21 protein-coding genes, 2 tRNA genes and 1 rRNA gene are annotated in these 24,324 nt (G+C 43.2%); 10 read left to right on the top strand and 14 right to left on the bottom strand.

Going from position 1 to position 24,324, the window contains the following annotated elements; all coding sequences use genetic code 11:
• Positions 1-335: 335 nt before the first annotated feature.
• On the bottom strand, positions 336-1,241 hold the full coding sequence (locus QQ041_RS21160) for a hydrogen peroxide-inducible genes activator (protein WP_146489667.1): 906 nt from the start codon (positions 1,239-1,241) through the stop codon (positions 336-338).
• Positions 1,242-1,451: 210 nt separating this feature from the next.
• On the opposite strand from QQ041_RS21160, the gene QQ041_RS21155 reads away from it, so the two are divergent.
• The 4 genes from QQ041_RS21155 to QQ041_RS21140 all read left to right on the top strand — a co-directional run bounded on the left by QQ041_RS21155 (position 1,452) and on the right by QQ041_RS21140 (position 4,832).
• On the top strand, positions 1,452-2,060 hold the full coding sequence (locus QQ041_RS21155; protein ID WP_004740353.1) for a peroxiredoxin C: 609 nt from the start codon (positions 1,452-1,454) through the stop codon (positions 2,058-2,060).
• Between the two features lie 315 nt (positions 2,061-2,375).
• Complete coding sequence (locus tag QQ041_RS21150) at positions 2,376-3,128, top strand: copper homeostasis protein CutC (RefSeq protein ID WP_146489705.1); 753 nt, start codon at positions 2,376-2,378, stop codon at positions 3,126-3,128.
• A 93-nt stretch (positions 3,129-3,221) separates the two neighbouring features.
• On the top strand, positions 3,222-4,160 hold the full coding sequence (locus QQ041_RS21145; protein ID WP_285954978.1) for a LysR family transcriptional regulator: 939 nt from the start codon (positions 3,222-3,224) through the stop codon (positions 4,158-4,160).
• Between the two features lie 114 nt (positions 4,161-4,274).
• Entirely contained in the window at positions 4,275-4,832 is a 558-nt protein-coding gene (locus QQ041_RS21140) for a porin family protein (protein ID WP_285954977.1), read from the top strand.
• Positions 4,833-4,923: 91 nt separating this feature from the next.
• Here the strand turns inward: QQ041_RS21140 and QQ041_RS21135 are convergent, their stop codons facing one another.
• Positions 4,924-5,619 carry a hypothetical protein gene (locus tag QQ041_RS21135; RefSeq protein WP_285954976.1) on the bottom strand — a complete coding sequence of 232 codons (696 nt, stop codon included), beginning with the start codon at positions 5,617-5,619 and terminating at the stop codon, positions 4,924-4,926.
• A gap of 384 nt (positions 5,620-6,003) precedes the next feature.
• Between QQ041_RS21135 and QQ041_RS21130 the strand changes: the two genes are divergently transcribed.
• The gene (locus QQ041_RS21130) at positions 6,004-6,495 is read left to right on the top strand and encodes a hypothetical protein (RefSeq protein ID WP_146489704.1); all 492 of its coding nucleotides are present in this window, start codon (positions 6,004-6,006) and stop codon (positions 6,493-6,495) included.
• An 8-nt stretch (positions 6,496-6,503) separates the two neighbouring features.
• On the opposite strand, the gene phoU is transcribed toward QQ041_RS21130, so the two are convergent.
• The 4 genes from phoU to QQ041_RS21110 form a co-directional block, all read right to left on the bottom strand.
• The gene (phoU, locus tag QQ041_RS21125) at positions 6,504-7,202 is read right to left on the bottom strand and encodes a phosphate signaling complex protein PhoU (protein WP_146489664.1); all 699 of its coding nucleotides are present in this window, start codon (positions 7,200-7,202) and stop codon (positions 6,504-6,506) included.
• 74 nt (positions 7,203-7,276) lie between these two features.
• A complete protein-coding gene (pstB, locus tag QQ041_RS21120) occupies positions 7,277-8,095 on the bottom strand; it encodes a phosphate ABC transporter ATP-binding protein PstB (RefSeq protein ID WP_146489663.1) in 819 nt (272 codons plus the stop codon).
• A complete protein-coding gene (gene pstA / locus QQ041_RS21115; RefSeq protein WP_146537671.1) occupies positions 8,096-9,805 on the bottom strand; it encodes a phosphate ABC transporter permease PstA in 1,710 nt (569 codons plus the stop codon).
• Between the two features lie 110 nt (positions 9,806-9,915).
• Entirely contained in the window at positions 9,916-12,132 is a 2,217-nt protein-coding gene (locus tag QQ041_RS21110) for an ABC transporter permease subunit (RefSeq protein ID WP_146489661.1), read from the bottom strand.
• 200 nt (positions 12,133-12,332) lie between these two features.
• Between QQ041_RS21110 and ppk1 the strand changes: the two genes are divergently transcribed.
• The gene (ppk1, locus tag QQ041_RS21105; RefSeq protein ID WP_285954975.1) at positions 12,333-14,429 is read left to right on the top strand and encodes a polyphosphate kinase 1; all 2,097 of its coding nucleotides are present in this window, start codon (positions 12,333-12,335) and stop codon (positions 14,427-14,429) included.
• Complete coding sequence (ppx, locus tag QQ041_RS21100) at positions 14,420-15,931, top strand: exopolyphosphatase (RefSeq protein ID WP_285954974.1); 1,512 nt, start codon at positions 14,420-14,422, stop codon at positions 15,929-15,931. The genes ppk1 and ppx overlap by 10 nt, the downstream gene beginning before the upstream one ends.
• Before the next feature lie 78 nt (positions 15,932-16,009).
• Here the strand turns inward: ppx and QQ041_RS21095 are convergent, their stop codons facing one another.
• The 3 genes from QQ041_RS21095 to phoB are packed head-to-tail and all read right to left on the bottom strand — an operon-like array spanning position 16,010 to position 19,005.
• Positions 16,010-16,987 carry a PstS family phosphate ABC transporter substrate-binding protein gene (locus tag QQ041_RS21095; protein WP_146489658.1) on the bottom strand — a complete coding sequence of 326 codons (978 nt, stop codon included), beginning with the start codon at positions 16,985-16,987 and terminating at the stop codon, positions 16,010-16,012.
• The gene (phoR, locus tag QQ041_RS21090; RefSeq protein ID WP_285954973.1) at positions 16,984-18,282 is read right to left on the bottom strand and encodes a phosphate regulon sensor histidine kinase PhoR; all 1,299 of its coding nucleotides are present in this window, start codon (positions 18,280-18,282) and stop codon (positions 16,984-16,986) included. The genes QQ041_RS21095 and phoR overlap by 4 nt, the downstream gene beginning before the upstream one ends.
• 33 nt (positions 18,283-18,315) lie before the next feature.
• The gene (phoB, locus tag QQ041_RS21085) at positions 18,316-19,005 is read right to left on the bottom strand and encodes a phosphate regulon transcriptional regulator PhoB (RefSeq protein WP_004735064.1); all 690 of its coding nucleotides are present in this window, start codon (positions 19,003-19,005) and stop codon (positions 18,316-18,318) included.
• A gap of 193 nt (positions 19,006-19,198) precedes the next feature.
• Here phoB and rdgC point away from each other — a divergent pair, with 193 nt between their 5' ends.
• The 3 genes from rdgC (at position 19,199) to QQ041_RS21070 (ending at position 22,008) form a co-directional block, all read left to right on the top strand.
• Positions 19,199-20,113 carry a recombination-associated protein RdgC gene (rdgC, locus tag QQ041_RS21080; RefSeq protein WP_017062534.1) on the top strand — a complete coding sequence of 305 codons (915 nt, stop codon included), beginning with the start codon at positions 19,199-19,201 and terminating at the stop codon, positions 20,111-20,113.
• A 204-nt stretch (positions 20,114-20,317) separates the two neighbouring features.
• Entirely contained in the window at positions 20,318-21,721 is a 1,404-nt protein-coding gene (yegQ, locus tag QQ041_RS21075) for a tRNA 5-hydroxyuridine modification protein YegQ (protein ID WP_285954972.1), read from the top strand.
• Positions 21,722-21,753: 32 nt separating this feature from the next.
• Complete coding sequence (locus QQ041_RS21070) at positions 21,754-22,008, top strand: YfhL family 4Fe-4S dicluster ferredoxin (protein ID WP_004740368.1); 255 nt, start codon at positions 21,754-21,756, stop codon at positions 22,006-22,008.
• Between the two features lie 41 nt (positions 22,009-22,049).
• Here the strand turns inward: QQ041_RS21070 and QQ041_RS21065 are convergent, their stop codons facing one another.
• From QQ041_RS21065 to rrf, 5 genes are all read right to left on the bottom strand, one after another.
• Positions 22,050-22,358, bottom strand: a complete 309-nt coding sequence (locus tag QQ041_RS21065) for a hypothetical protein (RefSeq protein ID WP_060983276.1) — start codon at positions 22,356-22,358, stop codon at positions 22,050-22,052.
• A gap of 274 nt (positions 22,359-22,632) precedes the next feature.
• Positions 22,633-23,472 (bottom strand): penicillin-insensitive murein endopeptidase, encoded by an 840-nt coding sequence (gene mepA, locus QQ041_RS21060; protein ID WP_285954971.1) that lies wholly within the window; start codon positions 23,470-23,472, stop codon positions 22,633-22,635.
• Positions 23,473-23,957: 485 nt separating this feature from the next.
• Positions 23,958-24,034: transfer RNA gene (locus QQ041_RS21055), tRNA-Trp, on the bottom strand.
• Between the two features lie 35 nt (positions 24,035-24,069).
• Positions 24,070-24,146, bottom strand: a tRNA-Asp gene (locus tag QQ041_RS21050).
• Between the two features lie 81 nt (positions 24,147-24,227).
• Positions 24,228-24,324: ribosomal RNA gene (gene rrf / locus QQ041_RS21045) — 5S ribosomal RNA — on the bottom strand; the annotation flags it as partial.

Genomic DNA, 24,324 nt, shown 5'->3' with positions numbered 1-24,324 from the left:
TTTATTTTTGACTAATTAGTAAATAACATCATCGTCATTTACTTTACCTAACTAACAATAAAAGTTATTTATTATTAGTTAGGCTTACTATCCATACAGAGAATGCAACATCAACTTTTATAAAACACAATTATCATTAACTTAATTAGGCTCACATTTCCTAGCAAGTAGAATGACAAAAAGGATAATAAAATCGAAGATTAATTAGATAATTAAAAAGTCGCCCCCGAAATATACAATTAGAAATGATGTTTTGTTCAATTATTCGTAAAAATAAAAGAGCGGCTTACATAGCCGCTCAAAGGTAGATTTTTATCTATTCGTACACTGAGATTTTAAAGCAACTCAGAAACCACATCTGCTAATTGATGGAAGGTTTCACGACGTGACGAGCTTGGACGCCAAACAAGGCCTATATCTCGATACGCTTGCTGACCTGGGGGATCAATCACCACTAGGTTTTGATTTTCCAACAAACCGTGATCAATCGCCATTTGCGGAATAAAGGTGGTTCCTAAACCATTTGCTACCATTTGCACTAATGTATGAAGACTCGTCGCTGTAAACGGGTTTATCTTCTCTTTATCTGTTAGCTTACAGGCTGATACTGCGTGCTCGGTTAAACAGTGTTCATTTTCCAATAAGAATACAGACTCGTCTGGTAGGTCATCATATTTAATCGGGACACGAATACCATCGGCTTGAGTTCGACTGATCACCATTCTGAATGGATCTTGCCCGACAACTTTGCTTTCCATGTTGTCGATATCGACGGGCAAGGCCAAAATCAGTACATCTAACTCACCATGACGTAGTGCAGCCAACAGATTGGTTGTCGTGTCTTCACGTAACAGTAAATTCAACTGTGGAAAGCGTTGGTTCGCTTCTTGTACCAAATCGCACAAAAGGAACGGTGCAATGGTAGGAATACACCCTACTCGCAGCTGCCCTTGCATCGCATCTCCGTTACATAGGTTACCGAGTTCGACAAGATCTTGCCCTTTCGCCAATAGCTCTCGTCCATGCTTGACCACCAGCTCACCCGCTTGCGTGAAGACCAATGGACTCTTTTTATCTTTCTTCTCATAAAGAGGGCAACCGATAAGCTCTTCTAGGTTTTGAATACCTTTACTTAGAGTAGACTGGCTAACGAAACAGCGATCAGCTGCGTCGCTAAAGTGGCGTGTTTCGTGAAGAGTAACAAGATAGTGAAGTTGCTTAAGACTTGGCCATTTATTCATGAAATTACTTTGTAATATGAGTAGGATAAGTTACACGAAGGTCATAAGACCTGAGAAAAGGACAAAGAATAAGCTTATCGCTTTTTTCGATTAACTTAATCTATTTAATTCGCTTTTTTCTATAGTACCGATTGTACTATAGTTTGTCGCGTAGAAACGGAGCCCAAACAAAGATGTGTTGGGCCAACTAATTTTTTAGGAGATTCCAAAATGGTACTAGTAGGTCGTCAAGCCCCTGACTTTACTGCAGCAGCTGTTCTAGGTAACGGTGAGATCGTTGATAACTTCAACTTCGCAGAATTCACTAAAGGTAAGAAAGCTGTAGTTTTCTTCTACCCACTAGACTTCACTTTCGTTTGTCCTTCAGAGCTAATCGCTTTCGACAACCGTCTTGAAGATTTCCAAGCTAAAGGCGTTGAAGTAATCGGTGTTTCTATCGATTCTCAATTCTCTCACAACGCATGGCGTAACACTGCTATCGCTGATGGCGGTATCGGTCAAGTTAAATACCCTCTAGTTGCTGACGTTAAGCACGAGATCTGCAAAGCATACGATGTTGAGCACCCAGAAGCAGGCGTTGCTTTCCGTGGTTCTTTCCTAATCGATGCTGACGGTCTTGTACGTCACCAAGTAGTTAACGACCTTCCACTAGGTCGTAACATCGACGAAATGCTACGCATGGTAGACGCACTAAACTTCCACGAGAAGAACGGTGAAGTTTGTCCTGCACAATGGGAAGAAGGTAAATCAGGTATGGACGCATCTCCAAAAGGTGTTGCAGCATTCCTATCTGAGCACGCTGACGACCTAAGCAAGTAATTACCTCTTAAGCCCGAACTCAACGCGGGTTAATGGTTGGAAGACTCTCTATAAAGAGAAATAAAGCATAAGCTAATAGCGCAAAGCGCACCGCCAATCAGTTAAGAAGTAAAGTCTTATTCAAAGCCCGAAGTTCACGCTTCGGGCTTTTTGCATCTATTGCTTCAATAATGATTTATTCCTCGCTCATATCCACTATGAATAGAGGTAACCGCAAAGCCAAACTTTACCTCTATTTTCCTCTATCTCTACCTATTCAGAATCATCCCAAGATTGCTATGATTTCATCAGTATCTTTTTAAACGGATAAACATGATGAACATCGAAATTGAAGTCTGTATCGATAACTTAGAATCTCTACACAACGCGCTGTCTGGCGGCGCAAATCGCATTGAACTTTGCTCCTCACTAGCACTTGGCGGGTTAACTCCTAGCTTCGGTATGATGAAACAAGCGGCAAGAGTTTCGTCCGTTCCTGTCTACGCTATGATACGACCAAGACAGGGCGACTTCATTTTCGATGATGACGATATGCTCTGTATGCTTGAAGATATTGAAGCTTGTGCGAGTGCAGGATTGAATGGGGTCGTACTTGGCGTGTTAGCGCCTAATGGAAGTATTGATATGCCAAAAATGCAGCAACTGGCTGACAAAGCGCACTCATTAAAGCTTGGGATTACGTTTCACAGAGCCATTGATCAAAGCTCTGATTACCAAACAACCTTAGAACAGGTCATCGCACTTGGATGTGAAAGGATCCTGACATCAGGGCTTGCTGTTAATGCTGAGCAAGGCATCAATATCTTGGCAGAGATGGTTAAACAGGCCGATAGTCGAGTCGACATCATGGCAGGGGCTGGCGTCAACGCAACGAATGCGAAAATGATTCATAGCACCACCCAAGTACCTGCACTTCACCTTTCAGGTAAATCGACAAGACCGAGCCTAATGGAAAGCAACTCAAGTGCTCAAATGGGCAGTGATGATATTGATGATTATCAGATCCCCGTGACTGATGCGAATAAGATATCCGATGTAAGAGCTGCCCTTACCGCTTTAGGACAATAGTCGCTACCAAAAATCGAAAAGAACCACGCTGACTAATCTAACTGACTGACGTATATTAGATTTAATAACGCAGTAAACCTTTCATGGACAGATATGGCTAAAGACTTATTCAGCTCTCTCGATTTAAACTTGTTACGTACCTTTCTGATTGTTTATCAAGAAAAAAACACCAGAAAGGCGGCAGAACGTTTATTCGTTTCTCAGCCAGCAGTTAGCCAAGCCCTACAGAAGCTAAGATACCACTTCAATGATGACCTTTTCGTTAAAGTTCATGGAGGTTTGCAGCCTACCGCTTTCTCAGAACAGCTCACTAATCAAATCAAACCGTTCATGGACGGTCTATCTATCGCGGTTAATACATCAAACACTTTTGATCCGAAAGAGATCGATTACACACTCAAAATAGCGCTATCACCTATCGTCTTATCTTGTTTATCTGGTTCTTTATTTAGAATGATAAAAGATCAAGCACCGGATGCGAATCTAGAATTAGTCTCTTGGAGCAATGCTTCTGTTTCTGATATTCAGAAAGGCGAAGTGTTGATGGGAGTTAGTTACCTTGGTACCAATACGAGTAAAGAAGTTTATACGAAGAAGCTAATTGAACTAACGGGGCGTATCTTTGTAAGAAAAGAGCACCCTTTGAAGCAATGCACTGTTACTCCTCATGATGTGGCAGGGTACGATATTGCTTCATTAGTCACACCAGGTTGGAACGACAACTATAGTTTGGCATCGAATATCCTAACTGAGCTTGCTGTTGAGCATAGCGTGGGCTTTCGTAGTGAGCTAATTATGGCCGTCATTGATGTCATTCAACATACAGATATGTACATGCCACATTCGAATCTTTTCCTTGTTGATAATTACCCAACCCTACGCGGAATCGATGTTTTAATAGATGGCGAACCTCCCAAAACTCCTGTTTACTGTCATTTTCATTCAAAGAATAGAAACTCGTTACTAACAAATTGGCTTTTTGAACTGATACAAAAAGCTTTATTAAAGCAGATCGATAAGCAGAACTTATAACTCATATGCGAATCTCTACTTAGCCTAAAGATAAGGCACTGTTTAGTATCTACTCCATCGACAAGGAGTCTACTTTGGTGCAGGACGCAATAACTTAGATATTAAGAGCGTCATATGAAAATGTTAACAAAAACACTTACCTTGATTGCAGTTGCTTCTACTTCCTCAGCCTTCGCTCAACAAGATTTCTCGGGCCACCGTATTGGTTTAGGTGTTACATCTAGCGAAATCGACAATCTAGATTCTAACGACTCTAACAGTGACTTAGGCAATGGGTTAAAGCTTGAGTATGGTTACGATATTAACCGAATTATTGGCGTTAACATTGCTATGGATACAAGCAAGGACGACGAAAGTTACGCCGGATATGGATACGACTATAAAGTTTCAACCTTCAAATTAGACTCGGATATCGGCTACGCGTTTTTCTTAGACGGGTTTAGCATCAAACCTTACGGGGCTATTGGCCTTGCTCGTGTTGAGGATAAGCTTACTTTAAAAGAGCCAGGGAATAGCATGACTCTTAAAAATACAGAAACATCGCTCCTACTTGGTACTGGAGTAAGAGCAAACTTTGATTTTGGCCTATACAGCGATCTACGATTCAACTTCATCATGATGGATGACTATGATATCGAACAGCTGTCTCTGACTGTTGGCTATAAGTTCTAACCTCTCTCGCCATCAAGCACACTATTTTGCTCACAATCACTTCTTATTGTGAGCAAAATTATTAACACCGTCTCTGTTCGAATCTCGTGAGTTACTCTTCCGGACGCCAGCTCAGTGCACTCGCGATAGTACCAATAACTAGCGTATCTTTCTCATCATCATTAAGTTCAGGCATCATCTGTAAAGTTAGCATTCCATTCGTCTGAGCGGCTGCTACCTCTTGTGAAACTTGTTTAAAGCTATACCCTAAAGGTTTTTCAACTGACATCAAAAGGTCTTTACTTGAGTGGACAGTTTCTACATCATATTTACTCGACCCAACTCGTATGTAGCCAGCTTCTTTCTTCTCTAAACTAACTTTAATCATCCCAGATTGAGGCTCTAAGACGAACTCTCCTACTTTCTCATTCCTTTGGGTTACAGAGCAGCGATAAGGCTTATTGCCACCGAAATCAACACCCATATAGTTAACTGAAGTCCCACCGCCAGAACAAATTAAGTTCCACACCTGGCCATTGTCGTTTCTAGTGATCTCAGCTGCAAGCTCTCCGTCTTTAAAAGAGACAGTATCAAACCATGTTGAACTTGATGAGTTTCGACTGTATTTGCCTTGATACATACCTGCAATATCAAACGTTCCTTCTTGTCCCAATCCCCAGAAGTCACCATCTGTTTTAATAATAAGTTGCGGTTGCTTACTAACCACTTCTGATTTGTCCATGATGGCAACGCTGCCGCACGCTGTTAACGTGAAAAGAGGGGACAAAACTAAAAGAAACTTTTTCATACTGATATCTACCTGAAAAATAAATGTGGAGGATAAATTCAGCAAGAGAATAAATTAAAGATTAATCGGAATATAGTAAACACTAATGAGCCACATCGACATTATCGTCATTTTCATCATTACATCGAAACAAATACGCTAAATAACATAAGGTTAAGTAGACATTTATCTATCAAACTCGTTTTGTAAGGCTACGTAAGACAAAGCACTCGCTAAATAACGATAACAACCACTGATAAGTACACGTTATTACAGAGATAACCAATACGAATTAGCCTGCTCTTTCAAAGTCCATATAATGATTACCGTTATCCAGTTAATTATCTGGGTTCATTCATGGATCGACCTAATGCTAAGGAGAGCAAAAATTACTTCGGTGGTACCATGAAACTAAAAACACTTCTTCTAACTTCGGCTTTATTCTCAACCTCTGCATTTTCAAGTGGTCTTCATTTATCCCCTGAACTAAAAATTGGTTCTTATCATGGCTTCGGGTTACAGGCGGGGGTTACTGATGTGGCAAATTTAGGTGCCGTTTACCTAAGTTATTCTCACCTTTGGTATGACAGCGATCGATATGATGAAACTGTCGATGCATATCGTGTTGGTATCCAAAATATGTTTGGAAGAAACCAAAACCACGGCTTTCAGGCTGAGATAGGTGTGGCAAGTTATGATGGTACAAAAACACGCTCAGGCGAAGTAGAAGAAAAGACAACACACGGGTTAAGCCTAGGCGGTGCCTACGTTTACCAAGCGACACCAATGCTTGGACTGCGTGCTGGTGTTGATATGAATATTTTTGATCACAATAAAACCTTTGTGCCTTACGACACGACGATCAATTTCAATCTTGGTGCAATTCTTAGCTTTTAAAGAGTCCCCTACTTCAGTGCGTCATCTAGGCTTTGATCGCCTAAATGGCGTACATCTTTCCCTTTCACAAAGTAAATAATGTATTCACAGATATTCTGGCAACGATCCCCCACTCGCTCAATCGCACGAGCCGACCACATCACCTGTAAAATATTTGGGATGTTATTAGGGTCTTCCATCATATAAGTCATTAACTGACGAATGACAGCCTCGTATTCCGCATCCAACTTATCATCAAGCTTGTGAACTTCTGCCGCCGCATCGACATCCATACGAGCAAAAGCATCTAATACTTGGTGAAGCATGGTGATAGCCTGACGGCAAAGAGGCTCTAACGAAACATGGAACTTTTGTTCTTTGGTCGAAGGGATCTCTATCGCACCTTGAGCGATTTTAGAGGCAACATCGCCAATACGTTCTAGATCGGTAATCGTTTTGATGATCGCCATAATCAGACGCAAATCTTTCGCTGTCGGCTGACGCTTTGCAATGATTCGAGTACACGCCTCATCAATCGACACTTCCATCGCATTCACTTTATGGTCGTCACGAATCACTTTTTTAGCCAATTCAACATCGTCTTTATGAAGCGCCTGCATTGCAAACGAGAGTTGTTGCTCCACTAACCCGCCCATGGTCAATACATGAGTACGGATCGACTCTAACTCGACATTGAATTGCCCTGAAATGTGGCGACCGAAATGCATACCTGCTCCTTGAAAGAAATGAAGAAATCCATTTTTATAGAGTGACTTAGCTCTAGATGACACCTCTGTAGAGGTTAGCCATATCTACCAGTAATGTAGTCTTCCGTCTGATTTTTCAATGGAGACGTAAAAATTGAGTCCGTATCTGAGTATTCGATCAATTTTCCCATATGAATAAAGGCAGTATGATCACTCACACGCGCGGCTTGTTGCATGTTGTGGGTGACAATCACCACTGTGTATTGTGTTTTGAGATCGTTGATCAGCTCTTCAATCGTCAAAGTAGAAATCGGATCGAGTGCAGATGTCGGTTCGTCCAACAAGAGTACTTCAGGCTCAATCGCGACCGCACGAGCAATAACCAAACGCTGCTGTTGGCCGCCAGATAAGCCAAAGGCGTTCTCATGCAGTCGATCTTTCACTTCATCCCATAGCGCTGCAGCACGAAGAGAGCGCTCAACCGCATCATCAAGGTCTCGGCTGTTGCTAACACCTTGCAGCCTCAAACCATAAACCACATTCTCATAGATAGATTTAGGGAAAGGGTTCGGGCGCTGGAATACCATACCAACACGACGCCGTAAGGTCGCAACATCCACCTCAGGGTGATAGATATTCTTGCCATGAAGCTTCACTTTCCCAGAAACCTTACACCCTTCAACTAAGTCATTCATGCGATTAATGCAGCGCAGCAAGGTCGATTTACCACACCCTGATGGGCCAATAAAAGCCGTCACTTGCCCCTTCGGAATTTGCATTGAAATATCATCGAGTGCTTGGCTCTCTTTATAATAAAGATTTAGCCCCTCAATTGAGATAGCAACTTGCTCATCCTTCAGGTTATGAACATCTAGTGGTGCTTGGTAACCCAAGGTTTCATTAATCGAGAACATTTAATCTTGTCCTAAGGTTCGGTATTTTTCACGCAAGTTATTACGGATATTGATGGCTGTTAAATTCAATCCAACAATCACCGTAACCAATAAAAATGAAGTGGCATACACTAAAGGTCGTGCTGCTTCGATATTAGAGGTTTGAAACCCAACATCATAGATATGAAAGCCTAAATGCATGAACTTTCTGTCTAAATGTAGATATGGAAACTGACCATCTACTGGCAAGCTTGAAGCTAATTTCACAACACCCACCAGCATTAGTGGAGCCACTTCCCCTGCGGCTCTCGCGATTGCCAAAATTAAACCCGTGATAATAGCAGGACTTGCCATCGGTAAAACAATACGCCAAAGCGTCTCAAATTGAGTCGCACCTAGCGCTAATGAACCGTGCCTCACAGAGCTAGGAATCCGCGTTAGGCCCTCTTCGGTGGTTACGATAACTACTGGAAGCGTCAATACCGCTAAGGTTAGAGCAGACCATAATAGGCCTGGGGTACCAAATGTCGGAGCAGGTAATCGCTCAGCATAAAACAGCGTGTCAATCGAGCCACCAATGGTATATACAAAAAAGCCTAAACCAAAAACGCCGTATACAATCGAAGGGACACCCGCCAAGTTAATCACGGCAATACGAATCAAGCGCGTCAGGGCATTGTTTTTTGCATATTCATGAAGATATATTGCAGCAACTACGCCAAGAGGCATCACTACGATCGACATAAGAATAACCAGCAACACGGTGCCGAAAATCGCAGGAAACACACCGCCTTCAGAGTTTGAGTCTCGTGGGTTCTCAGATAAGAACTTCCAAACTTGTTTGCCCCAATGCCCAACCTTTTCAAGATAGGACATATTATTCGGGTACCAATAATCCAGAATGTGACTGAGCGAAATTTCAACCACTTTTCCTGTCATATCCTCAACGAGTAAGCTTTCTACATTAAGCTGCGTTCTCAAGTGCTCGAGCTTTGCTTCAGCCTCACCTAATTGGCGGTTTAATTCCAGTCTAGTTTGAGTATAGGTTTTAAGATATTCATCGCTCACTGACTCATTGAGTTCAAGCTTACGCTTTTCTAAACGCAAGTTTTCCAATTGCCAGCTGATATTGCGAATTTCTTGATTTACAACACGCGACGTTTCTTTACGTAACGTATCGGCAAACGCTAAACCTTGTTCGAGCTTTTGGTCTATGTTCGAATCAAATGTGCCAGAAGCGGTTTTAAAACCCACTGGCTTACCAAAGAAATAACCACCTCGACTTCGTTCAATCACAACCCAATCAAGTGGAGTGGTTGGTTCACGTAAGTTAACATCCAGAATCGAAACAAAGTCCGCAGAGTACAGTTCTCTGTTCGCGACTTTGATGCTTAAGCGCTGTATTAGCCCTGTCGACAAATTTTGAGGCGACAGAAGGTCATGGACTTGTGGAACTTGCTCTATCGGAATGTACTTTCGTTCATATAACTGACCAATCAATAAATCTTGTTTTGATACGGTTTCGTCAAGGTCGACCACTAACGATAAGTCTTTGGAATCAACTTGCCATTGGTATAAAGGAGCTGGCCAAAAATAGGTTAGGCCCTTCCAGCCAATCAACAGCATGAGCCCAAGGACAGAAAGCATACTGATGCTCACCGCCCCACCCGTTAGCCATATCCACGGAGAGCCCGATCTAAACCAAAGTATTAATGACTTAAATTTATTCATCACGATCTACCTTACTCTTGACGAGCGGACTCAAGGAACAGCAAATGCCACGAGGTAGGCTAGTCAAACAGCTAACAGTCATTGATGCATATTGAAGTAAATCTTTAATACTACAGCGCACGATATTTATCTCTCAGTCTTTGTCTAACCCACTCTGCAACTGAGTTCACCGCAAACGTGAAAATAAACAGCAACAATGCTGCTAAGAACAATAAGCGGAAGTGAGAACCGCCAACTTCTGATTCAGGCAGTTCAACTGCAATCGTTGCTGATAGCGTTCTCATCCCTTCCAAAATATTCCAATCGAGAATAGGTGTGTTACCTGTAGCCATCAAGACGATCATTGTTTCGCCAACCGCTCGTCCTAACCCCATCATGATGGCTGAAAAGATACCCGGACTAGCCGTCAATAACACTACATAAATAAGGGTTTGCCACGCTGTTGCGCCCAACGCCAATGAACCATCTGATAAGTGTTTAGGTACAGAGAAAATAGCGTCTTCGGCGATAGTGAAGATTGTCGGGATAACCGCAAAGCCCATAGCAAAACCAACCACCAGCGCATTGCGCTGGTCAAAATCGATGCCATAATTAGCCAAAAAAGTACGAATATCACCACCAAACAACAAGGCTTCGATGCTGTTTCCACCAGCAAACACAGCGCCCACCGTAATCATCAATACCGGTATCAATATTAAAGCATGCCAGCCATTAGAGAAGCGACTCGTCACCATTTTAGGTAAGCAGTACCAAACAAGCCCCGTAAATAATGTGCTTAGTGGTAATAAAACCATTAATGAGAAGACTGCAGTTAAATGCGTTTCAACAATTGGAGCAAACCAAAGCCCGGCCAAAAATCCGATGATCACGGTCGGAAGTGCTTCCATCAGCTCTATCGAAGGCTTAACCACTCTTCGCATTCGTGGAGACATGAAGTAGGCAGTGTAAATGGCTCCGAGCACAGCAACCGGCACGGCAAACATCATCGCAAACAGAGCGGCCTTAATGGTACCGAACGTGATAGGTACTAAACTGAATTTCTCTTCAAAGTCATCGTTCGCCGACGTTGATTGCCAAACGTATTGTGGCTCAGGGTAACTTTCATACCAGACCTTTTGCCAAAGTGATGAGAATGATATTTGTGGGTATTCATTGTCGACTTTAGCTACACTGATAGTGCCATCAATCAACGTCGCCAGATGCAGTTCATTGGCAGACATAGCGGCTAATTGTGGTGACTTATCAAACGCTCGTTCAAACAACGACAGCTTTTCACTGGTTGTATAATGGCTTTGTAATGTGCCGTTTTTATAGAAGCTGTAAAAACCCTTTCTATAAGTATCGGGCAGAATAAATTGCACTTGTTCGGCAAGTTGGAAATCTCGAATATGGGTCAGACTACGCTTTTCATCTTTGAGTACATCGAACCACTGAGAAACCTGTCCGTCCTCATGCGTGACCAGCAACGAGTATGCCCCAGACAGTAAATCGATGCTTTTTACGGAATGCTTCGCATCGTTTAAGCTAAGGTCAATCACTTCACGAACACCAAAGCCGTTATCTGATAGTTTTAAAACAACCAAATCCGATTGTGCTCGGAGATATAAAGTTTGCCCATCAGGTGTGACGAGCAGTTGCTGCTGCAAGCCCAATTTATCCGACAGCCATTGGCTCTGCTGAAAAACATACTGACCAGTAAGGTCGCTCTGATACCACTTAACCAAGACTCGCTGGTCACTTAACTGAGCAGCAACCGTAATACCGCGTCCATTTTTTGAGAACGCAAATTTGTCGATCGTTGCCCCGTTTGAGGATTCATCATTTAAAAACGGTTCAGGAAGATCGATTTGCTCAATTTTAGGTTCGGCTTCGCTGCCCTTTTTCAGCACAGGCGCACTATACTCAGGATAGAAAAGAGTAAGGTTGCTGGCGCTGTCGGCAAAAGCAAACCAGTTTTCAGATGGGGTATTTCGAGAAAAGGCGACTGGGTTGGCTACAACATTACGCTCAAAGTAAGAGTGTGTATTTTGGGCCTCTAAATCCCAAAACTGTACCAAACCGGATTTTTCGATAGTAAATGCATGCTGACCATATTCGTCAACTGATAAGACGATAGGCTTTTCTACGGCAACGGTCTTCACGGCTTGGTCAGTATCTAAACCAGTGTCAGAAAACACAGGTAAAATGACCATCGCCAAGTAAACAAAGATCAATACCAGAGCAGCGAGAACACTGACCGCACCACATGTCACCGAAAAACGGACGAGACGATCTTTCAACCATCTTTTTTTGTCGCGCTCTTTCAATGAAAATTGGGCTGAAGCCATCTGTTTATCTACCTTTTTTTAGCTACTGACATAATATGTATCTTAGATGACAATTATATTACAAGTTACGTTAAACAACTGAAACTAATAACAAGTTTGTTAGCCATATTTCTTAAAGTAAGATCATAGATTTTGTGCATTTTGCTATTCTAAATTAAAGTAATCAGCTCTATAGCCAGTACTCAAGGATTCTCATCTCGATGGAAAAAGACTATGTCACAAAAGAACTTAGCTGGTTATCGTTCAACGAAAGAGTGCTCCAAGAAGCGGCAGACAAGTCAGTACCATTAATCGAAAGGGTTCGTTTTTTAGGTATTTACTCGAAAAACCTCGATGAGTTTTACAAAGTTCGATTTGCTGATGTGAAGCGAAAGATCTTACTTCAAGATCCACAGCTACTCTCCAACTCGCCGAAAACTTTACTGACTCAAATGCAGAGTAAAGCGAGCAAGCTCGATGCTCAATTCCATGATCTGTATAACGACCTGTTGTTGGAACTAGCGCGCAATCGTATTTTTCTGGTCAACGAACAGCAAATCAGCGAAGAGCAAAGTGACTGGATCAAAAAGTACTTTAAGAAAAAAGTGCTACCACACTTAACTCCGTTTCTCTTGAACGAAGATAGCCAGTTACTCAATATTCTCAAAGACGAACAAAGCTACTTAGCCATCGACATCGGGCATGAGGCATCTTCTCAATATGTCTTACTCGAAATCCCATCAGAGGAACTCCCTCGATTTGTAAAGCTACCGGAAGCTTCGGGTTCGCAGCGTATAACTTTGATCTTGTTAGATAATATAGTTCGATTTTGTTTGGATGACTTGCTTAAAGGATTCTTTGAGTATGACTCATTGCGTTGTTTTGCGATAAAAATGACGCGTGATGCCGATTATGACCTTCAAGAGGACAATGAAAATAACCTATTAGAATCGATGTCTTTAGGTTTAGAACAGCGCTTAACGGCACTGCCGATACGTCTGATCTATGAATCAGAAATGCCAGCTGAAATGCTCAACTTCTTACAAATCAGGCTTAAATTGTCTGACTATGATAGTGTCATTGCAGGTGGTCGTTATCATAATTTCAAACATTTCTCTGAGTTCCCAAGCCTTAACCGACGTGATTTAGTTAATCGCCCACTACCCGCGATTAAGTGCGCGCATTTCAACCACTACCCAAACTATTTCGAAGCAATCAAAGCGCGTGACATCTTACTCCATTACCCTTATCACACCTTTAATCACATCACTGAACTTGTTAGGCAGGCTTCCTTTGATCCCAAGGTAACCTCCATCAAAATAAATGTTTACCGTGTTGCGGAAGGCTCAAAACTCCTCAGCTCGATCATCGACGCTGCGCACAATGGTAAAAAGGTCACCGTGGTTGTCGAGCTGCAAGCCCGCTTTGACGAGCAAGCCAATATTCAATGGACCAAGAAACTTCAAGAAGCGGGTGTAAAAGTCATCCATGGCATCCCGAGCTTAAAAATTCACTCCAAGCTGCTGCTCATTAAACGAAAAGAAGGCAAGCATACAGAGTATTATACCCATATTGGCACCGGTAACTTTCATGAAGTTACAGCGCGCGTGTATACCGATTTTTCTCTGCTCACTGCGAATGAAGATTTGACTCAAGAGGTGAGACAAGTCTTTAAATATATTGAAAACCCTTATCAAAAGTCACAGTTCAAACAACTGATTGTGTCACCAAAGAATACAAGAAAACGCCTCTACCAGTTGATAGATAATGAAATACAAAATTCGTTAGAAGGTAAGCCCGCAAGCATCACTCTAAAACTCAACAACTTGGTTGATCGAGAGATCATTGAAAAACTCTATCAGGCCAGCCAAGCCAATGTAAAAGTGAGAATGGTCATTCGCGGCATGTGCTCTCTTGTCCCTAGCATACCCAACATCAGTGACCATATTGAGATTGTCAGTGTGGTCGATCGTTTTCTCGAACACCCGAGAGTAATGATATTTAGTAACGCTGGAAAGCCGAAAGTCTATATCTCCTCTGCTGACTGGATGACACGAAACTTTGATCACCGCATCGAGGTTGCAGCCCCAATTTTAGATCCAAAGATCAAGCAAACCATCATCGATATCACCGAGTTTCATTTCGATGACAGTAACAAAGCTCGAGTGTTAGACCAATCGATGAGCAACCCTTACATACAACCACCAGCTAACCCACTTGATTACCCGACGTCACAACTCTCCACTTACCACTATATTAAACGTATGGAGAAACTTGCTCGCAAGAAGTACAAACAAGAGAAGAAATCATGCCGCTAATTGATAACAGACATTCTCGATGTATTGCCGCTATAGACTTGGGCTCGAACAGCTTTCACATGGTAGTTGCCCGAGTATTCGATCAACACCTGCAATTAGTCAGCAGACACAAACAGAAAGTGAGATTAGGTAATGGATTGGATGAACGTAACTTCCTATCCGAAAGCGCTATCGAGCGAGGCCTAGAATGCCTTAAAGTATTCGCAGAGCGACTAGCAGATTTTGAACTTGATGATGTCAGAGTTGTTGCGACTCATACTCTAAGAAAAGCCAAAAACGCTAAAGACTTCTTAGAGCAAGCTAAACCATTGTTCCCTTTTCCAATCGAGATCATTTCCGGTCAAGAAGAAGCTCGAATAATCTATAACGGCGTAGAACACACTCAAACCGCCTCTGAATCTAAATTGGTTATTGATATTGGTGGAGGGAGTACCGAACTCGTCGCAGGACAAGGTTTTACTCCCTTAATTATGCGCAGTTTACCTATGGGATGCGTCAGTTTCACTCAACGTTTCTTTGCTGACGGAGGGCTAACCTCAAAACACTTCTCAGATGCTAATACCGCGGCTACTCGTCTATTGATGCCATTAATTGAAGAATATACAAAAGCCCCTTGGGAAATCGCCTTTGGCTCATCAGGGACGGCTAAATCAATAAAAGAGGTACTCATTGGCTTAGGGTTCACCGATGGCCTCATTACGCCCCAACGCCTGTCCTATTTAAAGAATCACTTATGTGAATTTTCATCATCCAAAACCTTAAATCTTTCAGGTTTAAGTGATGAGAGAAAGCCAGTGTTTGCTGCTGGCGTTACCATTCTTTCAGCAGCCATGGATACGCTAGACATCAAAGAGTTACATTTTTCTGATGGAGCCCTGAGAGAAGGCGTTCTTTATGACATGGAGGATCGATTTAAAGATATAGGTGTTCGAACAAGAACTGCCGAAACGCTCATCTCTCGATACCATGTAGACGTAACTCATGGCAAGAAAGTGAAAGAACTCTCTCTTTCATTGCTGAAACAAATACAACCTCAAGTGACAACGGCGGTCACTAATGAGCTGTATGATCTGCTTAGTTGGGCTGCATTACTTCATGAGGTAGGACAAAGTATTGCATTCCAAGGCTATCATCGCCATTCGGCTTATCTACTTAAGCACACGACAATGCCAGGCTTTAATACTGAGCAACAACGTCTTATATCAACATTGGTTCGCTATCAAAGAAAAGCGCTCAAGCTACAAGATTTGCCGGAACTTTCTCTGTTTACCCTGCAACAAATCACCCTGCTGATTCGTGTATTGAGACTCGCTATCTTACTCAACCGTCAGCGAAATCAAGCACAGGCCCCAGACGTATCGCTAACTATAAAACAACAGGATAACTGGGAATTGAAAGGATCTAACAGCGACTGGTTGGCCCATAACCAACTGCTTGATTATGAACTCAGAGAAGAGCAACGACGTTGGCAAAATGCTGGATGGTTGTTGAAGCTAAAATAACGAACCATCAAAATAAAAACAGCCTGCGGCATCGCAAGCTGTTCATATGTTTCTTTTCTAAGTTTGTAGTAGCCTCAATCAGAGCCCGACTTTTGCCAACTCTTGCTCTGCGAACTCAGACGGTATCGCTAAATAGCCATCTTTCTCTACCAGTTCTTGCCCTTGCTTTGAGAACACAAAAGTGAGGAACTCTCTCTCAACAGGAGAAAGCGGTTTATCTGGGTGTTTGTTCACGTATACATAAAGAAAGCGTGATAGAGGGTAATCACCACTCAAGATATTCGCTCGAGTCGGCTCTACATAATCAGAACCATGCTCGGTAATAGGAATTAACTTAACGCCAGCCACTCGATAGCCAATACCCGAATAGCCAATCCCGCTGATTGATGAAGCGACCGACTGCACAACCGATGCAGAACCTGGCTGTTCATTGACTCGGTTCTTAAAGTCACCACCGCATAAGGCGTTTTGTTTGAAATAGCCGTAGGTTCCCGAAACGGAGTTACGACCAAACAGTTGGAATCGATGTTTTGCCCATGGCTGATCGACTCCTAAATCTTGCCAATCGGTTAGCTGTTTCGTTGCACCGCAACGCAGTGTCTCTGAAAATATACCGTCAATTTGGCGAAAATTGAGCCCTTCAATAGGGTTATCACGATGCACAAAAATGCCAATGGCATCGATAGCAACTCGCAGTGCCGTCGGCTTATAACCATGCTCTCTTTCGAATGCTTCGACTTCTCTTAGGCGCATCGGTCGGCTCATTGGCCCTAAGTGAGCAGTACCTTCGGTTAAGGCTGGAGGAGCGGTAGAAGAGCCAGATGCTTGGACTTGAGCATTTACATTCGGGTAGTAAGACTTGAACTCTTCCACCCATAGCGTTGTCATGCCTGCCAAGGTATCCGAACCTACCGACAATAAACTCCCGGAAATGCCTGGAACCTTAGAATAATCAGGAAGAGAATCGACACCTTGTTCTGCATGGACAGAGTTAACCAAAGCCAACGCTAACAATGAACTGACGGGGAAACGCACCCTGCGTATGAGAGAAATCATGACACAGTCAATCGATTTGGAAGCGTGAAGTAGAAGCGGCTACCGACACCCACTTCACTTTGAATTTCTAAATGTGAGTCATGGTGACTAAGCGCATGTTTCACAATAGCTAATCCAAGACCACTACCACCAGTATCACGTGAACGGGCTTTATCTACACGATAGAAACGCTCTGTGAGTCGATGTAAATGCTGAGGTTCAATACCATCCCCCGTATCTGACACGTCTAAGCAGGCACCTTGACTAGTCTGATACCAACGTACCTTAACCGTAGCGCCCGGTGGTGTGTATTTCACTGCGTTGTACACCAAGTTAGATATCGCACTCCTCAGTTGATCTTCATCAGCTAAAACTCGTAGGCTCTTATCGATATCAAATTCCAGCTTATGCTCACGCTCACCACTTAGGCTTGCAGCCTCTTTTTCAAGAACCTCAAGCATCGCCGGAACGTTGACCACTTCATCGAGCTCATGCATTGGCGCAGCTTCAATTTTAGAAAGCGTGAGTAGTTGATTAACCAGACTGTTCATGCGATTCAATTGCTCGGTCATCACACCATGAGCTTTAGGCCACATAGGCCCAACGATCATATCTGGATCTTCCGTCATTTCAAGGTAGCCCTGAAGTACGGTCATTGGAGTACGTAGCTCATGAGATACGTTAGCGAAGAAGTTACGACGCATGCCTTCCAGTTGTTTTAGCTGAGTAACATCACGTACTACCATCAGGTGTTCGCCCTCGGTATACGGCACGATACGCAGCTCGAGCATACGCTCTACATTAAGTGGCGAAGGCATCTCTAATGGATCAGAGAAATCTTGCTTATTCAGGTACTTAATAAAATCTGGAGTGCGGATCAAATTCGAGATCGGTTGTCCAGAGTCGTCTGGCCAACGAAAGCCCAACAAATACTGAGCCAGTTTGTTACACCAAACGATATTGCCTTCGCCACGAAATACCACAACGGCATCGGGAAGGGATTCTGCACCGTTGCGGAAACGGCGAATAAGGTTGGTCAGTTCTTTACGTTTGCGACGCTGTCTCTGCTGCATACGATAAATACCGTTAAACAAAGATTCCCAGTTTCCAGAGCCTGAAGGTGGTGTTAGACGCTTCTCATCCCACAACCACGCGGACAAACGCATTTGGTTGTGTAGATGCCAGCCGAGCTGCAATACCGTAGCAGCCAGCAGTAACCAAGGTAGATAACCGAATATCCATCCGACTAAAACCCATGGTGCGTAAAAAAAAGCCAGCTCCCAAGCCAGCTTTTTCCAGGTTAACTTTTCAACCATTCAGGACTCCGTAAACTGGGCAGCGAAGCCACATTAAGCCTTTGTAGAAAAACGGTAGCCAGCGCCACGAACCGTTTGGATTAGCTTATCGTGACCTGCAGATTCAAGCGCTTTACGCAGGCGTCGAATATGTACATCAACCGTGCGGTCTTCAACGTAAACGTTAGTACCCCAAACGTTGTTAAGCAGCTGCTCTCGACTGTATACACGCTCTTGGTGTGTCATAAAGAAATGCAGCATTTTGAATTCTGTTGGCCCCATATCAACTGGACCTTCGCTTGCGGTAACGCGGTGTGATACTGGGTCTAATTTAAGACCTTGAACATCAATCACATCTTCCAATGCCGTTGGTGTTACACGGCGGATAACCGCTTTCAGACGAGCGACGAGCTCTTTGGGTGAAAATGGTTTGGTAATGTAGTCATCAGCACCCACTTCTAAACCACGAACCTTATCTTCCTCTTCGCCACGAGCCGTCAGCATCACCACTGGGATGTTGCGAGTTAACTCTTCACGCTTCATGTGCTTGATAAAGTTTATCCCGCTACCACCAGGTAGCATCCAATCTAGTAATACTAGATCTGGGAAAGGTTCACATAGCTTGTTTACCGCTGTATCGTAATCTTCAGCCTCTACTGCTTGGTAGCCTTTTTGTTCAAGCACGAAACACAGCATCTCACGAATAGGTGCTTCATCTTCAACAACCAGAATCCTTCTCGACATAATTGAATAGCCTTTGTATTTAATCAACGCATTGCATTATCTGAGTTAATTATGACACTTTTGTGACCTTTGAAAACAAATTTTCATATAACTGTCTCAAACATTTCACTTTATAACTTTTGATACAGAGCTAAGGACAAATCGAATTAGATCTCATATCATGAAGCACTTCTAAAAAGGTATGAGAAAAATTATGTGGTTTAAAAATTGCCTAGTCTATCGCTTCAACCGTGATATTGATTTCAACGCAGATCAGCTAGAGAAACAACTTGAAGAATTCCGTTTTACTCCTTGTGGTAGCCAAGACAAACAGAAATTTGGTTGGGTACACGCAATGGGTCGACATGGCGATATGATGACGCACGTATCAGAAAACCGCATTCTAATCTGTGCAAAGAAAGAAGAGAAAATGCTACCGGCTTCTGTGATCAAAGAATCATTGAACGCAAAAGTAGAAACGCTTGAGGCAGAGTCTGGCACACCTCTGAAAAAGAAAGAGAAAGACAGCCTAAAAGAAGACATCATCATTGATCTACTTCCTCGCGCATTCAGCCGCAGCAACTTCACTTACGCGCTGATCATGCCAAAAGAAGGCTTTATCGTAGTTGATGCGAGCAGCTATAAAAAAGCAGAAGATGTATTGGCATTGCTACGTAAGACAATGGGTAGCCTACCGGTTGTTCCTGCGATTCCAGAGCAAGCGATTGAAACAACGTTAACTGAATGGGTTAAGTCAGGCGATACGCCTCAAGGTATCACTATGCTTGATGAAGCAGAGTTAAAGTCTATCCAAGAAGACGGCGGTATTGTCCGAGTTAAGAAGCAAGAACTAGAAGCGGATGAAATTAAGAACCACATCGAAGCCAATAAGATGGTGACGAAACTTCTTATCAACTGGCAAGACCGTATTGAATTCATTCTTGCAGAAGATGGCAGTATCAAACGCCTAAAATTCAGTGATGAACTAAAAGACGAAAACGACGATATTCCTCGTGAGGACCAAGCTGCACGCTTTGATGCAGATTTCTCATTGCTATGTGGTGAGTTCAGCGTGTTCCTTCCGAACCTGTTCGAATCACTAGGTGGCTTAACTCAACCAAACGCTTAATAAGTAACTTCAAAGCTCAGGTGCACCGTGCCTGAGCTTATTTTCCCTACATTTCCCGCTGTATATTTATCCCTTCACTCTCTTCTTAATATCATTGCTATCTTTAGGGCTATCAACCAAACTCATTTTAGCGTAAAATTTGCGCCCCTTTGATATCACTTGGTGGTATCAACCTGACTTGAGATCAGATTAGAGAACGAAGCAATGACTACACAAAAACCATTTGTACCTGAACTATTATCACCGGCAGGAAGCCTTAAAAACATGCGTTACGCATTCGCCTACGGCGCAGATGCAGTTTACGCGGGTCAGCCACGTTACAGCCTTCGCGTTCGTAACAATGAGTTCAACCACGAAAATCTACAAATCGGTATCGATGAAGCTCATGCTCAAGGCAAAAAGTTATATGTTGTATGTAACATTCAGCCACACAACTCTAAACTAAAAACTTTCATTCGCGACCTTAAGCCAGTTGTTGATATGGGCCCAGACGCTCTTATCATGTCTGATCCTGGTCTTATTATGATGGTTCGTGAAGCATTCCCTGAAATGCCTATCCACCTTTCAGTTCAAGCTAACGCTGTAAACTGGGCAACGGTAAAATTCTGGGCTACACAAGGCGTTGAGCGTGTCATCCTATCTCGTGAGCTATCACTTGAAGAGATCGAAGAGATCCGCGAACACTGTCCTGAAACAGAACTAGAAATCTTTGTTCACGGTGCACTTTGCATGGCGTACTCTGGTCGTTGTCTACTTTCTGGTTACATGAACAAGCGCGATCCTAACCAAGGTACTTGCACTAACGCTTGTCGTTGGGAATACAAAACAGAAGCGGCAAAAGAAGACGAAAACGGTCAAATCGTTGAAGCAAACCCTACTGGTGTTGAGATTCAGGATGTTGAAGTTCAAGACGAACGTCCAGACAACACACTAGGTCTAGGTAAACCAACAGATGAAGTGGTTCTACTTTCAGAGTCACACAAGCCTGAAGAGAAAATGGCTGCGTTTGAAGATGAGCATGGTACTTACATCATGAACTCAAAAGACCTTCGTGCAATCCAGCACGTTGAGCGTCTAACGAAGATGGGTGTTCACTCACTGAAAATCGAAGGCCGTACTAAGTCTTTCTACTACTGTGCTCGTACAGCACAGGTTTACCGTAAAGCTATCGATGACGCCGTAGCAGGCAAGCCATTTGATGAAAGCCTAATGGGTACACTAGAGAGCCTAGCGCACCGCGGCTACACTGAAGGCTTCCTACGTCGCCATACTCACGACACTTACCAAAACTACGAGTACGGTTACTCTATCTCTGACACTCAACAGTTTGTTGGTGAATTCACAGGTAAGCGCCGCGGTGACCTAGCGGAAGTAGAAGTGAAGAATAAATTCCTAGTTGGTGACAGCTTAGAAATGATGACACCGAAAGGTAACGTTGTTTTCAAACTGGAAGTTATGGAAAACCGTAAATCTGAAGCTGTCGAAGACGCAAAAGGTAACGGTCACTTTGTCTTTATTCCGGTACCAGCAGATCTAGACTTAGAGTATGGCTTACTGATGCGTAACTTGAGCGAAGGCCAAGATACACGTAACGCTTCAGGTAAGTAACTTTACTTAGAAACTCAACTGAGAAGAAAGCAATGGCTCTGTTAATCACTGACAAGTGCATAAACTGCGATATGTGTGACCCTGAATGCCCAAACGGCGCAATAACTATGGGTGACAGCATTTTCGAAATCGACCCAGATTTATGTACTGAATGTAAAGGTCACTATGAGAAGCCAACGTGTCAGTCTGTATGCCCAATTACCAAGTGCATCATCACTGATCCAAACCATATTGAAACTGAAGATGAGCTACTAGAGAAGTTTGTTATCATTCAAGGCTTGACCTAAAAGAAGAAAGGTTCAACTTAACCATAAGTTGAACCTTTTTTTTAACCTGATTTTTCGATTGGGTAAATATTGCAGAAGAGCTCTTTTTCAAATTGGTACTCGAGTCTCTCTCGCCAGTTTATCGACTGAGATACAGGAACAAGATAAAAGTTTTCCCTGCTGGTATCTGTCACAAATGCCATTCCATACTGCATCAATTCATAGTGCACATCATTTACGAAGCTAGGGTCTAAACGTTGTCTGCCCGTCAATTGAGTGATGTCATCCCTCGAAATAGAAATACCCGAACTTTCAGCGTTGAACCTATGTCTTAACCATCCTGAAAATTCCTTTGCACAAATCATAGTCATAGTCTTATCCTTGAATTATCTATCTACGGGTATCAGACTCTGATTTTACATACTGCATATAAGCCGCATCTTTCACCCCAAAAACACTCCACCCTTGACCAAGCCGTGTCAAATTCGTCATCGCCCTTGCTGATAGCGTTATTAGTTTTATTAATATCAAACGATGTTCTTAATCTCGTGTTTATAAACACTAGACAAAAGTGTGATATTTCTCCAGTTTTAGAGTCGAGAAAACCAGTGGCTGTACCACTGTAAAAAGCCTCGATTAACAGGATTACTTATTCGATATCAAGGCCAAACACTGACTTGGCATCACTTTAACTTTTTTCTTTTTCTTATTTTTCGCTACTTTTGGGGGAGGTGGAACTGGAATGGTCTTTGGAGCCCAACTGGCAAGTTCATCTCCACAGCCATCACCTTGAGGAGGGTTTGCTTGAGCTATACAATTTGAACTGCCTTCAGGACACTTTAAACGAACGTGAAAATGTGAATGATGCCCCCACCAAGGCCTTATTTTGCCTAACCAAGCTCTATCATTAGCGTCAGAGCTTTCTTGTTCACAAAGGGTTTGCTTAATCACTGGATGAACAAAAATACGTACCACTTTTTCATCTTTCGCGGCATAGCGAATGACTTGGAAGTGATCATCAGTCCAATTCGATTTGCGCAATTTGTAGTTGGTAAGATCGACAACGCTGATTGGCTTAGGAACAGCGAGTTCATTTTCGGACAGCCTCTTATCGGTGAGCCTTAACCATATATCAATATCCAAGCCAGTCTGGTGACTTGAATGACCAGACGAAAAGCGCCCTCCTCGAGGTAGAGAAATATCACCAACCAATAAATTAGTGTTGAGCTGTTCGCTCGCGGTCACACCTAGCCTTTCAATAAACTGAATGGCCTCTGTATGTCCATAGTAGCGCTCTCTCTGAGGACGAATCACTTGGTAACCTTGACCGTCAATTGGCAAAGCCTGCGCACCGTCTAGACAGCCATTAGCGTAACTACCGATAGATGAGGTTGAATTTCTTGTCGGGCTCTTTTCTTTTTCCCATGGGGTTGCCGATACGTAAAACGAACAAAAGATAAGAGCTGATGTACAAAATAACCTCATAACAATTCCAAATAAATGATCTCTATTTTCATACTAGTCGTCATTAGGAAATAGGTGCATATCGAGGATGATATTTTGAAGATAAAGAGGGATTTTCATTTGGAGAGAGGGTAATGTTCAAATCATAGAAAGCAAAAGGCTCGAGCATTTCTGCCGGGGCGCGCAAGTCTAGAGCCTTAAATATAACAGGGGGGACTGAGCCGGCACTCCGGAGATTCGACCGGGCTGGCGCTCGAACTCCCAACACGCGCTGTTTTGGTAAGTAGGAGAATCCGCTGCTCTGCTAATGGCGTATGTTAGATTCAGAAAGTAAAAAGGCTCTAGCATTTCTGCCGGGACGCGCAGTCTAGAGCCTTAAATATGGCAGGGGTGGACTGGGCCGGCACTCCGGAGATTCGACCGGGCTGGCGATCCAGCTCTCAACATTGCTTCGTAGAAGCAACAAATGCAAAAAAGCCTCAGCATTTCTGCTGAGGCTTCGTATATGGCAGGGGTGGAGAGATTCGAACTCCCAACACGCGGATTTGGAATCCGCTGCTCTGCCAATTGGAGCTACACCCCTATTTTCAGTTTTAAAGAGCTGAAACTCTGAATAAGTGGCGGAGTGGACGGGACTCGAACCCGCGACCCCCGGCGTGACAGGCCGGTATTCTAACCAACTGAACTACCACTCCGCAGTGGACTACTTGTCGTCGCTGACAAGTCGTTCATAACACTTTTTGTCTTCACTTTTGAAAAGTGAAAATAAATTTTGAGCCTGGCGATGTCCTACTCTCACATGGGGAAGCCCCACACTACCATCGGCGCTATTGTGTTTCACTTCTGAGTTCGGCATGGAATCAGGTGGGTCCA

Origin of the sequence: Vibrio sp. TMPB1044, assembly GCF_030442075.1 — a bacterium.
Lineage (GTDB): Bacteria > Pseudomonadota > Gammaproteobacteria > Enterobacterales > Vibrionaceae > Vibrio > Vibrio satsumensis.
The sequence above is the reverse complement of the archived record's forward strand: the minus strand, read 5'-3'. Positions and strand labels throughout refer to the sequence as shown.

What these genes read in the sequence shown, in the direction of transcription:
- QQ041_RS21155 (WP_004740353.1), top strand. Translation starts at nt 1,452, where the DNA reads ATGGTACTAGTAGGTCGTCAAGCCCCTGACTTTACTGCAGCAGCTGTT.
- QQ041_RS21065 (WP_060983276.1), bottom strand. Translation starts at nt 22,358, where the DNA reads ATGACTATGATTTGTGCAAAGGAATTTTCAGGATGGTTAAGACATAGG.
- QQ041_RS21140 (WP_285954977.1), top strand. Translation starts at nt 4,275, where the DNA reads ATGAAAATGTTAACAAAAACACTTACCTTGATTGCAGTTGCTTCTACT.
- QQ041_RS21150 (WP_146489705.1), top strand. Translation starts at nt 2,376, where the DNA reads ATGAACATCGAAATTGAAGTCTGTATCGATAACTTAGAATCTCTACAC.
- pstB (WP_146489663.1), bottom strand. Translation starts at nt 8,095, where the DNA reads ATGTTCTCGATTAATGAAACCTTGGGTTACCAAGCACCACTAGATGTT.
- phoB (WP_004735064.1), bottom strand. Translation starts at nt 19,005, where the DNA reads ATGTCGAGAAGGATTCTGGTTGTTGAAGATGAAGCACCTATTCGTGAG.
- QQ041_RS21145 (WP_285954978.1), top strand. Translation starts at nt 3,222, where the DNA reads ATGGCTAAAGACTTATTCAGCTCTCTCGATTTAAACTTGTTACGTACC.
- QQ041_RS21130 (WP_146489704.1), top strand. Translation starts at nt 6,004, where the DNA reads ATGAAACTAAAAACACTTCTTCTAACTTCGGCTTTATTCTCAACCTCT.
- mepA (WP_285954971.1), bottom strand. Translation starts at nt 23,472, where the DNA reads ATGAGGTTATTTTGTACATCAGCTCTTATCTTTTGTTCGTTTTACGTA.
- QQ041_RS21110 (WP_146489661.1), bottom strand. Translation starts at nt 12,132, where the DNA reads ATGGCTTCAGCCCAATTTTCATTGAAAGAGCGCGACAAAAAAAGATGG.
- QQ041_RS21070 (WP_004740368.1), top strand. Translation starts at nt 21,754, where the DNA reads ATGGCTCTGTTAATCACTGACAAGTGCATAAACTGCGATATGTGTGAC.
- QQ041_RS21160 (WP_146489667.1), bottom strand. Translation starts at nt 1,241, where the DNA reads ATGAATAAATGGCCAAGTCTTAAGCAACTTCACTATCTTGTTACTCTT.
- phoR (WP_285954973.1), bottom strand. Translation starts at nt 18,282, where the DNA reads ATGGTTGAAAAGTTAACCTGGAAAAAGCTGGCTTGGGAGCTGGCTTTT.
- QQ041_RS21135 (WP_285954976.1), bottom strand. Translation starts at nt 5,619, where the DNA reads ATGAAAAAGTTTCTTTTAGTTTTGTCCCCTCTTTTCACGTTAACAGCG.
- ppk1 (WP_285954975.1), top strand. Translation starts at nt 12,333, where the DNA reads ATGGAAAAAGACTATGTCACAAAAGAACTTAGCTGGTTATCGTTCAAC.
- QQ041_RS21095 (WP_146489658.1), bottom strand. Translation starts at nt 16,987, where the DNA reads ATGATTTCTCTCATACGCAGGGTGCGTTTCCCCGTCAGTTCATTGTTA.
- pstA (WP_146537671.1), bottom strand. Translation starts at nt 9,805, where the DNA reads ATGAATAAATTTAAGTCATTAATACTTTGGTTTAGATCGGGCTCTCCG.
- phoU (WP_146489664.1), bottom strand. Translation starts at nt 7,202, where the DNA reads ATGCATTTCGGTCGCCACATTTCAGGGCAATTCAATGTCGAGTTAGAG.
- rdgC (WP_017062534.1), top strand. Translation starts at nt 19,199, where the DNA reads ATGTGGTTTAAAAATTGCCTAGTCTATCGCTTCAACCGTGATATTGAT.
- ppx (WP_285954974.1), top strand. Translation starts at nt 14,420, where the DNA reads ATGCCGCTAATTGATAACAGACATTCTCGATGTATTGCCGCTATAGAC.
- yegQ (WP_285954972.1), top strand. Translation starts at nt 20,318, where the DNA reads ATGACTACACAAAAACCATTTGTACCTGAACTATTATCACCGGCAGGA.